The organism is Aquamicrobium terrae (assembly GCF_052978165.1).
This window is the reverse complement of sequence record NZ_JBRKLZ010000001.1, coordinates 2,984,912-2,999,531: the sequence shown is the minus strand read 5'-3', so window position 1 is coordinate 2,999,531 and position 14,620 is coordinate 2,984,912. Positions and strand designations below refer to the sequence as shown.

At 65.2% G+C, this 14,620-nt stretch carries 13 protein-coding genes; 5 read left to right on the top strand and 8 right to left on the bottom strand.

Annotated elements, in window-relative coordinates:
• Positions 1-4: 4 nt before the first annotated feature.
• Together add and ACVCNR_RS14630 are read left to right on the top strand one after the other, a co-directional pair.
• Positions 5-1,057 (top strand): adenosine deaminase, encoded by a 1,053-nt coding sequence (gene add / locus ACVCNR_RS14635; protein WP_447075277.1) that lies wholly within the window; start codon positions 5-7, stop codon positions 1,055-1,057.
• 140 nt (positions 1,058-1,197) lie between these two features.
• Positions 1,198-1,392 (top strand): hypothetical protein, encoded by a 195-nt coding sequence (locus ACVCNR_RS14630; protein WP_354193014.1) that lies wholly within the window; start codon positions 1,198-1,200, stop codon positions 1,390-1,392.
• A gap of 120 nt (positions 1,393-1,512) precedes the next feature.
• On the opposite strand, the gene ACVCNR_RS14625 is transcribed toward ACVCNR_RS14630, so the two are convergent.
• From ACVCNR_RS14625 to ACVCNR_RS14615, 3 genes are read right to left on the bottom strand one after another with little or no spacing between them, the layout of a single operon-like run.
• Positions 1,513-3,069: a DHA2 family efflux MFS transporter permease subunit gene (locus tag ACVCNR_RS14625; protein ID WP_354193015.1), complete on the bottom strand. Its 1,557-nt coding sequence runs from the start codon at positions 3,067-3,069 to the stop codon at positions 1,513-1,515.
• On the bottom strand, positions 3,056-4,228 hold the full coding sequence (locus ACVCNR_RS14620) for an HlyD family secretion protein (RefSeq protein WP_447075276.1): 1,173 nt from the start codon (positions 4,226-4,228) through the stop codon (positions 3,056-3,058). Before ACVCNR_RS14620 ends, ACVCNR_RS14625 begins: the two co-directional genes overlap by 14 nt.
• Before the next feature lie 4 nt (positions 4,229-4,232).
• Entirely contained in the window at positions 4,233-4,667 is a 435-nt protein-coding gene (locus ACVCNR_RS14615) for a MarR family transcriptional regulator (RefSeq protein WP_354193017.1), read from the bottom strand.
• 231 nt (positions 4,668-4,898) lie between these two features.
• Here ACVCNR_RS14615 and ACVCNR_RS14610 point away from each other — a divergent pair, with 231 nt between their 5' ends.
• Positions 4,899-7,109 (top strand): TonB-dependent receptor plug domain-containing protein, encoded by a 2,211-nt coding sequence (locus tag ACVCNR_RS14610; RefSeq protein ID WP_447075275.1) that lies wholly within the window; start codon positions 4,899-4,901, stop codon positions 7,107-7,109.
• Positions 7,110-7,172: 63 nt separating this feature from the next.
• Here the strand turns inward: ACVCNR_RS14610 and tsaA are convergent, their stop codons facing one another.
• The 4 genes from tsaA to ACVCNR_RS14590 are packed head-to-tail and all read right to left on the bottom strand — an operon-like array spanning position 7,173 to position 10,546.
• A complete protein-coding gene (gene tsaA / locus ACVCNR_RS14605) occupies positions 7,173-7,664 on the bottom strand; it encodes a tRNA (N6-threonylcarbamoyladenosine(37)-N6)-methyltransferase TrmO (RefSeq protein ID WP_447075274.1) in 492 nt (163 codons plus the stop codon).
• Between the two features lie 4 nt (positions 7,665-7,668).
• The gene (locus ACVCNR_RS14600) at positions 7,669-8,460 is read right to left on the bottom strand and encodes an ABC transporter ATP-binding protein (protein ID WP_447075273.1); all 792 of its coding nucleotides are present in this window, start codon (positions 8,458-8,460) and stop codon (positions 7,669-7,671) included.
• On the bottom strand, positions 8,457-9,500 hold the full coding sequence (locus ACVCNR_RS14595) for a FecCD family ABC transporter permease (RefSeq protein ID WP_447075272.1): 1,044 nt from the start codon (positions 9,498-9,500) through the stop codon (positions 8,457-8,459). The genes ACVCNR_RS14600 and ACVCNR_RS14595 overlap by 4 nt, the downstream gene beginning before the upstream one ends.
• A 2-nt stretch (positions 9,501-9,502) precedes the next feature.
• On the bottom strand, positions 9,503-10,546 hold the full coding sequence (locus ACVCNR_RS14590) for an iron ABC transporter substrate-binding protein (RefSeq protein ID WP_447075271.1): 1,044 nt from the start codon (positions 10,544-10,546) through the stop codon (positions 9,503-9,505).
• A gap of 170 nt (positions 10,547-10,716) precedes the next feature.
• Between ACVCNR_RS14590 and ACVCNR_RS14585 the strand changes: the two genes are divergently transcribed.
• A complete protein-coding gene (locus ACVCNR_RS14585; protein WP_447075270.1) occupies positions 10,717-11,163 on the top strand; it encodes a TadE/TadG family type IV pilus assembly protein in 447 nt (148 codons plus the stop codon).
• The gene (locus ACVCNR_RS14580) at positions 11,163-12,923 is read left to right on the top strand and encodes a TadG family pilus assembly protein (RefSeq protein WP_447075269.1); all 1,761 of its coding nucleotides are present in this window, start codon (positions 11,163-11,165) and stop codon (positions 12,921-12,923) included. Before ACVCNR_RS14585 ends, ACVCNR_RS14580 begins: the two co-directional genes overlap by 1 nt.
• Before the next feature lie 5 nt (positions 12,924-12,928).
• On the opposite strand, the gene ACVCNR_RS14575 is transcribed toward ACVCNR_RS14580, so the two are convergent.
• The gene (locus ACVCNR_RS14575; RefSeq protein WP_447075268.1) at positions 12,929-14,557 is read right to left on the bottom strand and encodes an alpha-D-glucose phosphate-specific phosphoglucomutase; all 1,629 of its coding nucleotides are present in this window, start codon (positions 14,555-14,557) and stop codon (positions 12,929-12,931) included.
• Between the last annotated feature and the right edge of the window lie 63 nt (positions 14,558-14,620).

Here is a 14,620-nt window from a genome sequence, read left to right as displayed (position 1 = left end):
GACCATGAACCTGGACCAGTACCTGCGCCGCCTGCCGAAGGTCGACCTTCATTTCCACCTGGCCGGCACGCTCCAACCTCGAACGCTGTTCGACCTTGCCCGCAAGAATGGCGTTGATCTCCCCACCTGGGACGCCGAAAAGATCTATGATTTCCAGGATTTCTACGACTTCCTCGACGTCCTGGAACGCATAGCGGGATGCATAAAGGACAAGGGGGATTTTGCCCGGGTCTCGTACGAGGCCCTGCGCGATGCAGCCGCTGCCGGAAACCTGCGCTATGCGGAGCTGTTCTTCAATCCTCAGTACCACTATCCGCAAGGCATCTCCTACATGACCATGGTGGACGGCTATATCGAAGGGCTTGAAGCCGCCGAGAAGGAGTTCGGCGTCGTCGGAAGGCTGATCCCGTCCATCAATCGGGAGCTGGGTTCCGGCTCGGCCCTGGACATGGTGCGTGACGTCGTCAATCACCCGCGCGAGCGGGTGATCGGCATCGGCATGGACTGCGCGGAATACAAGGGTAAGCCTCATCTGTTTGCCGAAGCCTATGCGATGGCCAGGAAAGCCGGCCTTCGTTGCACGGCCCATGTCTGTGAAGACAACCAGACATTGGAGCAGGCGCCTCCTTCGCACGTAACGGACTGCCTCGACCTGCTCGGCTGCGACCGGCTCGACCATGGCTACAATATGCTGGCCGACCCGGCGGTGGTGCGACGCTGCCGTGACTGCGGCATCGCATGCACCGTAGGCTCCCACACCTGCATTGCGTCACGGATGAAGAAGCGCTGGGACAGCATCGGGAAGATGCGCGAGGCCGGCCTCAATCTCACCATTGCCACCGACGATCCGCCGATGTTCAAGACGGACATCGGTCAATCCTATGTCACCGCCCAGGAGCGGCTTGGACTCTCCGCTACGGAAGCAGCAGCACTGGCGCTGGCCGGGATCGAGGCCACCTGGCTGAACGACGGCGAAAAGCGCGATATGAGACGGTCCTTCGACGCAGAAATATCTGCCCTCACCCAAAAACTTCAGGTCGAGCCCATTCCCATCTGACAGGGGCTTCTTCAAAGCCCACCGCCCTTGGCCCGGCAGGGCGTTGCTGTCCGGCGCCCGGGTGCGGGAAGCAAAACGTGATTTCTTGTTTCCGGGGCGAGAGGTTACCTTTTCGCGATCGACGCAGCAGGAGAACGACGATGAAGACATTCCTCGCATTCGCCGCAGCATTTGGTCTTTCCGTGTCGGCAGCCGCCGCGGAATGCGCATGGCATTCGAACGTATCGGCCTCGGTGGACAAGCAAACGACGACAGCCAGCGTAAAGAACACCGAGACGGCATCGGCAGCGGAAGCCCAGACGACCCAGAAGAAGCTGCCCGAGAAGACTGAATAGCCGATCAATTCAGCTTTCGGCTTTTCGCCGAAGCCAGCATTCATGACGCTTGTCAGCCCGATGTGGGCCGAAGCGGGCGCATTGGTATGCAGCCCCCTGAAATGCCCTGCCGTCGCGGTATCAGACGCCGTGCGGCTTGCGCTGGGCGCGATGCAGCATCCAGGTCGGCACCAGGGCGATCAGGAAGACCACGGTGACGATCAAAAAACCGTCATGGAAAGCCAGCGTGTTGGCCTGTATCGAGATCACCTGCCCGAGGAACTGGAGCGCGGCCGGAATCTGCTGATAGTCGGGCAGACCGCCGGATTTGGCGATGCCGGCCACGGTGGACAACAGATCCATGGTGGCGGGGTTGTGGCTGGTCTGCGTCGCGGTCAGCGCATCGGCATGGTAGACGGTGCGCCGCTCCAGGAACACGGACAGAAGATTGACGCCGAAGGCGCCACCGAGCTGGCGGATGAAGTTGATCGCCCCGGAGCCCTGCGCCACCAGTTCGCGCGGCAGCACCTTGAGCGAGCCGGCGGTCAGCGACGGAAACAGCAGGCCAAGCCCGATCCGCGAGATCACCGTCCACCAGGCCAGGGTCCAGAAGGCGGTGTCGACGCTGACCGAAGCCGTTAGCCACGACGACCAGGCGAAGATCAGCATGCCGATGCCGATCAGATAGCCGGCCGGAACCTTGTCCGACAGCCGTCCCGCAATCGGGAAGATCACCACCAGCACGAAGCCGGACGGCATCAGCAGCAGGCCCGCCTGCGTCGGCGTCAGACCCTGTATGGTCTGCACGAACAGCGGCACCAGATAGGTGGAGCCAAACAGCCCGGCGCCCATGATGAAGGCGACCAGCGAGGCTGAGGAGAACGGCACGTTGGCGAACAGCCTGAGATCGAGCATGGGCTTGGCGCTCGTCGTCTCCCACCACACAAAACCGGTGATCGCGACCGCCGCCACGGCGAACTGGAGAAGAATGGGATCGGATGACCAGCCGAGCCGCTGCGCATTGGTCAGCGCGTTGAGCACGGTTGCCAGAAACAGGCTCAGCAGCACCATGCCGCCCCAGTCGAAACCGGGGCGCGGGCCTGTCTGCTTGCGCACGGGCAGGAAGAGATTGGCGAGCAGGATGCCGATGACGGCGAAGGGAATGCCGAGATAGAACACGTAGCGCCAACTGAAGGCATCGATCAGCATGCCGCCGATCCACGGCCCCAGCGCCGGGGCAAGCACGACGCCGATGCCGAATATGCCCATCGCCGCACCGCGCTGGTTCGGCGGGAAAATCTGGAACAGCAGGATCATGGCGAGCGGCTGGATCACCCCCGCCGCTGCGCCCTGGATGACGCGCGCGACCGTCAGGATGGTCTCGTTCGGGGCGAGGCCGCCGAGCACCGACCCGGCCATGAATATGGTCAGCGCCCCCACCATGGTGGTGCGCTGGCCGAAAGCGCGCTCGGCCCAGTCGGTCAGCAGCATGGTCGCGGTCATCGCGGCCAGAAATCCGGTGGAAAGCCACTGCGCCTGCACCTGGCTGATGCCGAAGGCGCCCATCACGTCGGGAATGGCGACGTTGACGATGGTCGTCGACAGCACCACGGCGATGGTCGCCACCATCACCGTGCCGGTGGCGAACCAGCGGTAGGACGGCCCGTATCGGTCGAACAGGCCTTCAATTGACGACATCGACGCTCACTTCCACCATCATGCCGGGCCGAAGCAGCCCGTCATGCTGGTCGATGGCGATGCGGATCGGCAGGCGCTGGGTGATCTTGGTGAAGTTGCCGCTCGGATTGGGGCTGGGCAGCAGCGCGAACTGGCTGGTCGCCGCCTCGCCGATGCGCGCCACCTTGCCCTCGACCTTGAGCTGCGGATAGGCATCGACCGTGATGCTGGCCGGCGCACCGAGCTTCACCCGGCCGAAGTCGGTTTCCTTGACATTGGCGTCGACCCAGATCACGCCCGGGTCGTGGTAGATGAGAAGCCGCGTGCCCGGCCCCACATATTCGCCAGCTTCGACAAAGGTGCTGTCGATGACGCCGTCGAATTGCGCCCGGATCTCACGCCGGCCCAGATCCACCTGCTTCTGGCCGCGCTGGGCCGCAAGCGCCGCCTTCTGGCTGTCGAGAACGGCGATCTGGCGGTCGAGCACCGCGATCTGCGCCTGTTCGGCCTGCACCACGTCCAGATTGGCGCGGGCGGTGGAAATGGCGGCGGCGGCGGATTTTTCCTGCTCGGTCGCCGTCGACAGGGCGGCCTGCGCCTCCTCCAGCACCTGCTCGGACGTGACCTTGCTGGTGGCCAGACGGCTGACGCGCTCGAAGCGGCTCTTCGCGCTGGCGAGGGTCGCTTCGCTGGCGCGGTGATTGGCCTCGGCGGCGACAAGCTGCGCCTCGCCGGCCGCCAGCTTTGCCGTCACCTGGGTGCGGACCATGTCCTGCTCGGCGCGAAGCTGCGCCTGCTGGGCGCTCACGCCTTCGATCTGGGCATCGAGCGCCGCAAGTTCGAGCCGGGCATTCTCGCTGTCGATCGAGGCCAGAAGGTCGCCCTTCTTCACTTGGTCGCCGGCTATGACATCGACGGTGGTGACCCGGCCGCTGACCTCGCTGCCGACCGTCACCAGATTGGCGGCGATCCGCGAATCGTTGATGGCGACATGGCTCCAGCGGTGCGCCAGCCACGGCCACACCACCAGCGCCGCCGCCACCAGCGCGGCGACGACCAGCAGCAGCCGCAGCCTGCCCCCACCCATGCGGCCGCGCGCCCTTCGCGGTGCGGCCGGCGCATCGACGGACACTTGCGGCTCCACGGCCTCGGCCACTTCCTTTTCCTTACGCAGTTCCACTACCTTATCCACCGGTGCCCGACTCCAAACGATCTCCAATGATTTTCAGAAGCTCGCGCGCCCGGCCCAATTCCTCGGCAGCCACGTCTTCCAGCAATTCGCGCCGCAGCCCGGCGGCGATACGCGAAATCTCGGCCAGGACAGGTCCGGCGCCCTCGGCCAGCTCGACCAGCTTGACGCGCCGGTCGCCCGGGCACGCCCGGCGCAGGACAAGGCCCTGACGCTCCAGATTGTCGAGCACCCGCACCAGGGTCGGACCCTCGACACCGATGGTGTCGGCCAGTTCGCGCTGGGAAACAGGCGCAGCGCGCGAAAGCTGCAACAGCACCATCCAGCGCGCCTGGGTGAGGTCGAGATGGCGCAGCCGCTCGTCGATGCGCTTGCGCCACAGCCGGCTCACACGGGAAAGCTCGACGGCGAACTGCTCGCCAGCGTCCATTTAATGCACTCCTATTTAGTAGGGTGCTATCGATATAGAGGCAAGAAGCGTCTTCTGCAAGAGCCGGCTCATGACATCCCAAACCGGTGCCCGGTCACGGAAATAGGGCTTGCTCTTGGCAGCGATATATTTTTATGAATATAACACTTGGATTCTAGTGAGAGACATCTCGCTCAGAATCCGTTTTATGGTTTGATTTTTCCGGGGGATGTCAAATTGCGATATGTCTACATGGGTGCAGCGCTTACAGCGCTGGCCACCGTCATGTCTGCCCAGCAGGCGCTGGCGCAGACCGACGAGAGCGAAATTGCAGAGGTCCAGTCCAACGAAAAGGACAAGAAGCCTCGCGCCAGGAAGGCCGATGAGGACGTGTTCGTCCTGGGGCGGATCACCGTCTATGGCGACCGGCAGGTTGGCGGAACCAGCGGCCAGGCCGTCTCGCAGAGCGTCGTTTCTTCCGAAGAGGTGCGCATCCAGAACCGCAACACGCTGGACGATGCCCTGCGCACGGTGCCGGGCGTCGAGGTCTCCAACTCCGGCGGTCAGCGCAATGAGCGCATGATCTATGTGCGCGGCTTCGACCGCTGGCAGGTGCCGCTGTCGATCGACGGCGTGCGCATCTACCTGCCGGCAGACAACCGGATCGACGTCGGCCGCTTCCTGACGCCGGACCTTGCCGAAATCCAGATCCACAAGGGCTATGTCTCGGTTCTCGACGGCCCCGGCGGCATGGGCGGCGCCATCAATCTTGTCACCCGCAAGCCGACCAGGGAACTGGAAGGTGAAGTGCGCGCCGGCTTCGAACTCGGCAACACCGGCAAGCTGTCCGGCTATACGCTGTTCGGCTCCGTCGGCACGAAACAGGAGATGTTCTACCTTCAGGCCAGCGGTGCGGTCCGCAACAGCGACGGCTGGTTCCTGTCGCGCAACTACAATCCCGTACCGCCGCCGGGCGGCGGCGACCCCGTGCAGGGGCTGGGACGCCGCGACTTCAGCCAGGTCGAGGACTGGCGCATCAATCTCAAGGCCGGTTTGACGCCCAACGCAACCGACGAATACGTCGTCAGTTACACGCACCAGGAAGGCAGCAAGGGGGCGCCCTACCACGTTCGCGACAATGTGCGCGGCATCACGCCGAACGGCGGCTGGCAGAACAACTGGACCTGGCCTTACTGGAACGTTTCCAGCGCGTCGTTCAACTCTCACACAGCAATCGGCGATGCGTCCTATGTGAAGACGAAGACCTACTACAACACGTTCGACAACCTGTTGTCCGCCTTCGACGACGTGAACTTCGATTCGCAATCGGGGCGGGGCTTCGACAGCTACTACAAGGACTACGCCTACGGCTTCAGCGTGGAGGGCGGCACGGAGCTGATCCCCATGAACACGCTGAAGACCGCCCTCCACTACCGGCGCGACGCGCACCGGAACACGGATCACGAATGGCCCGGTCGCACCACTGGCGTCCCTGCCGGCTGGACCGGCTGGGAACCGACGGTGCAGAGGTCGGAGGACACCTGGTCCGTGGCAGCGGAGAACACCTTCCACGCCGCCGAAACCCTCGATCTCGTCGCGGGCCTGAGCTACGACACGCAAAAGACCATACGAGCGGAGTTCTATACGCCTCCGAATCCTCCCGGCGGCGGCTCGCCCGGCGGAACCATCGACAGCGCATCGCTCACCAGCATGGACGCGTTCAACTGGCAAGGGGCGGCGATCTGGCGGGCGACGCCGGACCTGGAACTTCACGCCAGCCTGTCGGCCCGTACGCGCTTCCCCAATCTCTTTGAGCGCTACAGCACCCGCTTCGGCACCAATATCCCCAATCCCGGGCTCGAGGCCGAGCGCGCCTACAACTACGAGATCGGCGGCACGGCCACCGTCCTCGACGGTGACGCGCGGATCGGCGGCGCCGTGTTCTACAGCGATGTCAGCAATGCCATCATCAGCGTATCCGGGCTCTCGTGCGCACCGATAGGCGGCGGTGGCGTCAACTGCACCCAGGCCCAGAATGTCGGCAAGGCGCAGTATTACGGGTTCGAGGTTTCCGGCGAGTGGGACGTGCTTCCCGAACTCACGCTGGGCGGCAACTACACCTTGCTGAAGAGCGAACTGAAAAATCCCGCAAGTCCGAACCTGAGGCCGGAGGGCAGGCCCGAGCACGTGGCATATCTCTATGCCCATTGGCGCCCGATCGAAAAGCTCACCATTTCGCCCGGCCTCGAACTGTCGAGCGGACGCTGGTCCAGCATAGGCGGAGGCAACTACAGGAAGCTGCCGGGCTTCGGCCTCGCCAACCTCAATATAGAATACGCGATCAATGAGCAGACCTCGATTACCGCCGGCGTCCGCAACATGCTCGACAAGCATTACGAGATGCGTGACGGCTTTCCCGAGCCCGGCCGCACCTTCTATCTGAACTCTCGCATCACGTTCTGAAGCATCCTCCCCGACAACACCCGCCGGCAATTGCGATTGCCGGCGGGCATTTCCACTGGGGGCTTACCCTACCTCGAAATCGCCCGGCTGCGGCGGGGCGATGGGCGTGAAGCCTGTCCGTTCAGGCTTCAGGTCGAGCAGTGGCGTGCCGTCGAGGCAGTCCATGCCGCGCACCAGAAGCACATTGCCCTCCCGCCCCACAAGCCCGACGATCGAGGTGCCGATGGGATTGGGCCGCGCCGGCGAGCGGATCGAGAAGGTGCCGCGCGCCGAACCGTCATTGGCGGGGCTTTGCAGCACCAGATCGCGCCGCGACAGGTGCAGCCAGTAAAGCACCTCCAGTTCCTCGAACTCCTCGATATTGGCCAGCGCCTCGACCCATGGCTCGAAGACCTCGATGCGGCAGATGGGGCCGTCGCGGCGCCCCTGCCGCGGCGTCGCCATGCGCGATGTCCATGGCGTGTGAATGCGCCCGATGAACACCAGCCCGGCATCGGTCGCGGGCGGCGCTTCCACGGCCCGCTCGCCCTTTCGTATCTCGTTCTCCCTCACCATTTCGTCACTCCTGCTGCCGGAAACGGCCGAGCGCCGGCGCGCAGATGCTGCGCCCGGCCCCTTGCATGAACTCCACCGCGACCTCGACACCGTAAAGGCCGCGCAGCGTCTCCGGCGTGACTGCGTCCGGCGGCGTGCCCAGCCCGACGATCCGGCCCTTCTTCATCAACGCTACGCGGTCGGCGCAGGCGAAGGCATGGCCGGGGTCGTGGGTCGACAGCACGATGGCGAGACCGGAGCCGCGCAATTCGTTGATGCAATCCAGCACCCGCGCCTGATTGCCGAAATCGAGGCTGGCGGTCGGCTCGTCCATGACGATCAGTTCCGCTTCCTGCGCCAGGGCCCGCGCGATCAGCGTCATCTGCCGCTCGCCGCCGCTGATTTCGGTGAACGACCGACCGGCGAGATGGACAAGGCCGAGCCGCTCCAGCGCGGCCATCGATATCTGCCGATCATGGGCGGATGGCGTGGCGAAGGTGCCGATGCGGCTGGCCCGCGCCATGATCACCACCTCCATGACGCTGAACGGGAAATAGGACGAGCCGGCCTGCGGCACATAGGCGACGTGGCGGGCGAATTCCGGGCGGCTGAATTCCTGCACCGGCCGGCCATGCAACTCCAGCCTGCCGGCCAGCGGCGGCAGCAGGCCGAGCAGCGTGCGGAACAGCGTGGTCTTGCCGCAACCGTTGGGGCCCATCAGGCACAGCACATTGCGCGCCTCGACCGCCAGCGTCACGCCCTCGCCCACCGGCGTGCCGCGATAGCCGAAGGCAAGTTCGCGCGCGCTCATCATCATTGCCAGCCGCGCCTTCCGCTCGCCAGCAGCCAGAGGAAGAACGGCGCGCCGATCACCGCCGTCAGGATGCCGAGCGGCACCTCGATCTGGGCGACGGTGCGCGCCAGCGCATCGACACCGACCAGATAGCCGCCACCGAGCATCAGCGAGGCCGGCAGCAGCCGTCCGAAATCCGGCCCGACGAGGCTGCGGGCGATGTGCGGCATGACCAGCCCGACCCAGCCGATGATGCCGGACACGGAAACCGCGGCCGCCGTCATCAGCGTTGCCGCTGCCACCAGCAACAGGCGCAGCCGGCCGGTCTCGATGCCGAGCGCGCGCGCTTCCTCCTCGTCCAGCGTCATCAGGTTCATGCGCCAGCGCAGCAGCACCATCGGCACCAGCCCGACCAGCACGGCCGGCAGGATGGAGACGGCATCGGCACGGGTGATGCTGGCCAGGCTGCCGAGCAGCCAGAAGGTAATGGCGGGAAGCTGGTTGTAGGGGTCGGCAAGGACCTTGAGGAGCGAGATGCAGGCGCCGAGCAGCGCCCCGATCGCCACGCCCGCCAGCACCAGCACCAGGATGGGGTCGCGGCCGCGCACCATGGAGCCGACCAGATAGACCATCGCAACCGCCACGAGCCCGCCGGCGAAGGCCATGCCCTGGATCGCCAGCACCGGCAGGGAGAAGAAGATGCCGCCGACGGCACCAAGGCTGGCCCCGGCCGATACGCCCAGAATATCGGGAGAAACCAGCGGATTGCGGAACAGGCCCTGATAGACCGCGCCGGCCGCGGCCAGCGAGGCGCCGACCAGCAGCCCGGCCAGCACGCGCGGCAGCCGCACATTCCAGACCACAGTTTCCACAGTGGCGTCGAGGCCGCTCGGCATGCCGGTCAGGCGCGACCAGATGACCAGCGCCATGTCGGACAGCGAGACGTCATATTTGCCGGCCGAGAGGGCAAGAACCACGATGACCGCCAGCAGGGCCGGCGGCAGCAGCGGCCGCAAGCGGGAGGCGCGCCCCTGCCTGCCGATCTCCGGCAACGTTTCGCTCATCCTCACCGCCCCATGGACTCGGCCAGAAGCCGGTCAAGCTGCTCTTGCGACAGATCGACCTGATAGAAGAGACGATAGAATTCGCGCGTCCGCTCCCGCAGGTCGAACTCGCCCTTGCCCGGATAGAGTATCGCCGTCAGCCAGGTCACCGCCATCAGGCGGTTGACGCCGGGCGGGGAGTCGAACCAGCCGTAGGGCAGCGTCGGCGCCCTGTAGACCCTGCCCTCCTTCACCGCCCTGAGATTGGCCCAGGTCGGATCGGTCATGACCGATTTCTGGAAGTCGGGGTTGAGCGTCAGGATCACATCCGGGTCCCAGCCCAGCACCTGCTCGATCGAGACGTTGGAAAGGCCGCCGGAACCGGACAGCGCGGCGACATTGCGCGCGCCAACCACGTCGAGGATTTCCATGTTGATCGATCCGGCCGCGCCCGTTTCCAGCCCGTCCGGTCCGCGCCCGTAATAGACGCGCGGGCGCTCGGCGTCCGGGATGCCGGCCACCGCCTGCTTCTGCCAGTCCATGGTGCGCTCGGCATAGGATGCGAGTTCCTCGCCACGCGTCCCGACGCCCAGCAGGCCCGCCACCTCGCGGAGGGTTTCCGGCGTACGCGCGAATGCGCCGTCGATCAGCACATAGGGAATGCCGGTCTGCTCCTGCACCCGGTCGGCCAGCGAGGCGTAGGTGGCATCGACGCTGCCGACATCGATGATGATGTCCGGCTTCATGGACAGCACCATCTCGATATTGGCGGTATTGCCGCGCCCGGTGAGGCGTCCGGTTTCCGGCAGGTCGCGATAGGGGGCGGCGAGGAATTCCTTTTCGGCGGCCGAGGGACTGCGCACCCAGCCCACCATCTTTTCCGGCGACAGCACATAAAGCAGCACCGAGGCCGGCGGGCCGGCAGCCAGCACGCGCTCTATCCTGTCCGGAATCTCGACCGACCTGCCGGCGGCATCGACGAACTGTCGCGCCGCCTCGGCAACGGCCGGCACCACAACCAGTTGAAGGGCGAAAAATGCAACAAGCAGCAGTCGGAAAAGAGGCATCGCAGGCGTCCCGAGATCAGCTTCGTCAATGTGGTTATATATGGTTGGACATATCGAGCAAGCGCGATCCTGAACAATTCCGCCCCGTAATCATCGGTAAACCTTTGCACTTTAAAGTTGATTATTGTCAATTTTATACAATCTGAGGTTGCATGATGCTGGATATGCTCATGATCAATGCTTCACCTCAAACAAGCCGCCTCGGCCGTTTTTGCCGATGTCGCCGGGCTGCCACCGCCATCGAGTTCGCCATCCTGGCCCCGATTTTCCTGATGCTTCTGCTCGGCATGATTGCCTATGGCATCTATTTCGGCGCCAGCCATTCGGTGCAGCAACTCGCCGCCGATGCGGCCCGCATCTCCATGGGCGGGCTGTCGGCACAGGAGCGCACCGACCTCGTCAACGACTTCATCACCCGCAACGGTGCCGGCTATCCGTTCCTGGATCCGCGCAAGCTCACCGTCGATGCCCGCGACAGCGCGATGGACGGCAGCCGCTTCGTGGTTTCCGTCAGCTATGACGCCACCGACCTGCCGATCTGGAACCTGTTCCACGGCATCGCCATGCCGGGCACGACGATCCAGCGGCAATCCACCATCAGGCTGGGAGGACTGTGATGGAAAAGAACCTCGCACGCGCGCCGCGCCGCGTCAGACGGTTCCTCAAGAATTCCCGGGGCAATTTCGCGGTGATGACGGCACTGACCCTGCCCTTCGCCATCGTGCTCACCGCCTTCGCGGTGGACGAAGGCGCGCTCTACACCGAGCGCCGCCACGCCCAGGCCATCACCGACATCGCCGCGAACGCCAATATCGGCAGGGCGGAAGCGGTGGTGGCCGCCACGCTGGCCGACAACGGCCTCGGCTCCGTCCTGCTGCGCCCGGCCGGCGACACGACGCCGCCCCTGCCCGGCCGGCCGGTGGCGGAGGTGGTCAAGGGCCGCTACATCCCGAACTCCAGCGAATCCGTCGCCAGCCGCTTCAAGCCCGGGGTCCAGCCCTACAATGCGGTGCAGGTGTCATTGAAGAAGACCGGCCGCCTCTATTTCGGAAGCAGCGTCATGGCCCCGCCGGTAATCGGCACCTCGGCCATCGCCAGCAGCACCGCCGAGGCCTCCTTTTCCGTCGGCTCGCGCCTGCTCCGGCTCGACGGTGGCCTGCTCAACGCGCTGCTCGGCGGCCTGCTTGGCGGCAACATCAGTCTGAGCGTCATGGACTATGAGGCACTGGCGAAGGCCGACATCGGCGTGCTGCCCTTCCTCGACGCACTCGCCACCCGCATCGGCATCACCGCCGGCACCTATTCCGACGTGCTGGCCTCGGATGTCCGGATCGGCCAAATCGCTGCCGCCATGGCCGACGTGCCGGGCCTCGACAGCACCACCCGCATCGCACTGCAAACGCTGGGCGCGCGCTCGAGCGCCAACCTTCTGGTTTCGCTGCGCAGCCTGATCGATCTGGGCAACGTCGCCAGGCTGGGGATCGGCCAGCGGCCGGCGGGGCTCGACATCGCGGCCAATGTGCTGTCGATGCTGACGGCAAGCGCGGCAATCGCCAATGGCGATCATCAGGTCGCCGTCGATCTCGGCGGCACCCTGCCCGGTCTCGGCTCACTCAAGCTCAACATCGCGATCGGCGAGCCGCCGCAAAGCTCCCCCTGGCTGGCGGTCGGCGAGGAGGGAACGGTCGTGCGCACCGCCCAGACGCGCATCAGCCTCGTCGCCACCGTCAGCCCCCTTGCCGGCAATCTCGGCGGCGGTATCCACCTTCTGTCGATCAGGCTGCCGCTGCATGTCGAAATCGCCTATGCCGAGGCGCGGCTGAACTCGATCGAATGCCCGACCGGCCGGCCGGAGAGCATCCGCGTCCGGGTCGGTACGACGCCCGGCATCGCGGAACTCTATATCGCGGAGGCCTATGGCTCGGGCTTCGCCGACTTCACCCGCCGGTTGCTGTTCCGTCCGGTGGCGATTGCCGATGTCAGCCTGAAACTGCTGCTGATCTCGCTCGACCTGATCAAGGTCAAGGGCTACGCCCATGCCAGGATGGGCAATGGCGAGCCGATCGCCCTCACCTTCACGCGCGCGGACATCGATGCGAAAGCGGTCAAGACGGCGAGGACCAGCGACTATACGGCTTCGCTCACATCAAGCCTGATCGACGATCTGAAGCTGTCGGTCGAGCCGCTGGGACTGGGCATCGACCTCGGCTGGCTGCTCGGCACGGTGACGAAAGCCGTCTCCCCGGCCTTGCGCGGCGTCACCCCGGCCGTGGATGCCCTGCTCGACAATGTGCTCGGCCTTCTCGGCATCAAGCTGGGGGAAGCCGATGTGCGCGTCACCGGCGCCACCTGCGGCCGTTCCGTGCTGGTGCAGTAGCCTAATCAAGTGATGACGCTCGGCCGGTCGCGGCCGGTATGGCGGCGGATGCCGGCAATCTCGTCGGCCGCCGTGATCAGGTCGGCCAGCGCCTGCTGCGTGTCGAGACCATGCCTTGCCGCGTCAGGCTCGTAGCGCTCGATATAGACGCGCAGCGTGGCGCCGCTGGTGCCGGTTCCCGAAAGGCGGAACACGACCCGCGACCCGCCCGCGAACAGGATGCGGATGCCCTGATGCTCGCTGACCGAGCCGTCGACCGGATCGTGATAGGCGAAGTCGTCGGCCGTCTCCACCGTCAGGCCGCGCACCTGGGTTCCCGGCAGGTCCGGCAGCCGGCCGCGCAACTCCTCGATCAACCCGTCGGCGCGGGTGGTCTCGACCTCTTCATAATCGTGGCGCGAATAGTAGTTGCGGCCGAACTCGGCCCAGTGCGTCTCGACGATCTCCTTCACGCTTTCGCCGCGCGCGGCAAGGATCGACAGCCACAGAAGCACCGCCCACAGCCCGTCCTTCTCGCGCACATGGCTGGAGCCGGTGCCGGCGCTTTCCTCGCCGCAGATCGTCGCCATCCCGGCATCGAGCAGATTGCCGAAGAACTTCCATCCGGTCGGCGTCTCGTAGAGGCCGATGCCGAGCTTCTGCGCCACGCGGTCGGCCGCGCCGCTGGTCGGCATGGAGCGGGCGATGCCTGCCAGCCCCGCCGCATAGGCGGGCGCCACCCGGGCGTTGGCCGCCAGCAGCGCCAGCGAGTCCGAGGGGGTGACGAAAATGCCCTTGCCGATGATCAGGTTGCGGTCGCCGTCGCCATCCGATGCGGCACCGAAATCGGGCGCGTCCGGCCCCATCATCTCGTCATAAAGATGCTTGGCGTGGACGAGGTTGGGATCGGGGTGATGACCGCCGAAATCCGGAAGCGGCCGAAAATTGCGGCAGGTGCCCTCGGCCGCGCCCAGGCGACGCTCGAATATCTCCTTCGCATAGGGTCCGGTGACGGCGTGCATGGCGTCGAAGCGCATGCGGAAACCCGAGTCAAAAAGCCTGCGCAGCGCGTTGAAGTCGAACAGGCTTTCCATCATGTCGGCATAGTCCCGAACCGGGTCGACGACTTCCACCGTCATGCCTTCGACCTCGACCTCGCCGATCGTGTCGATGTCGACCTCATCGATATCGGCGATCCTGTATTCGCGGATTTCCTTCGAGCGCGCATAGATCGCATCGGTGATCTTTTCCGGCGCCGGCCCGCCATTTTCGGCATTGTACTTGATGCCGAAATCCTCCTTCGGCCCGCCGGGATTGTGGCTGGCGGAAAGGATGATGCCGCCGAAGGCCTTGTATTTGCGGATGAGATGCGAGGCCGCCGGCGTCGACAGGATGCCGCCCTGCCCGATCATCAGCCTGCCGAAGCCGTTGGCGGCGGCCATGGCGACGACCTTCTGGATCACCTCGCGGTTGTAGTAGCGGCCGTCGCCGCCGACCACCAGCGTCTTGCCCTCGAAACCCGAGAGCGCGTCGAAGATCGATTGGATGAAATTCTCCGCATATTGCGCCTGCTGGAATACCGGCACCTTCTTGCGCAGCCCGGAAGTTCCCGGCTTCTGGTCGTTGAACGGGGTGGTCGCCACGGTGCGGATCATCTGTCGGTCTGCCTCTTAGGGAAACAAGCGTGCGGATGCGGATCAACGCGCAAGCATGCACTT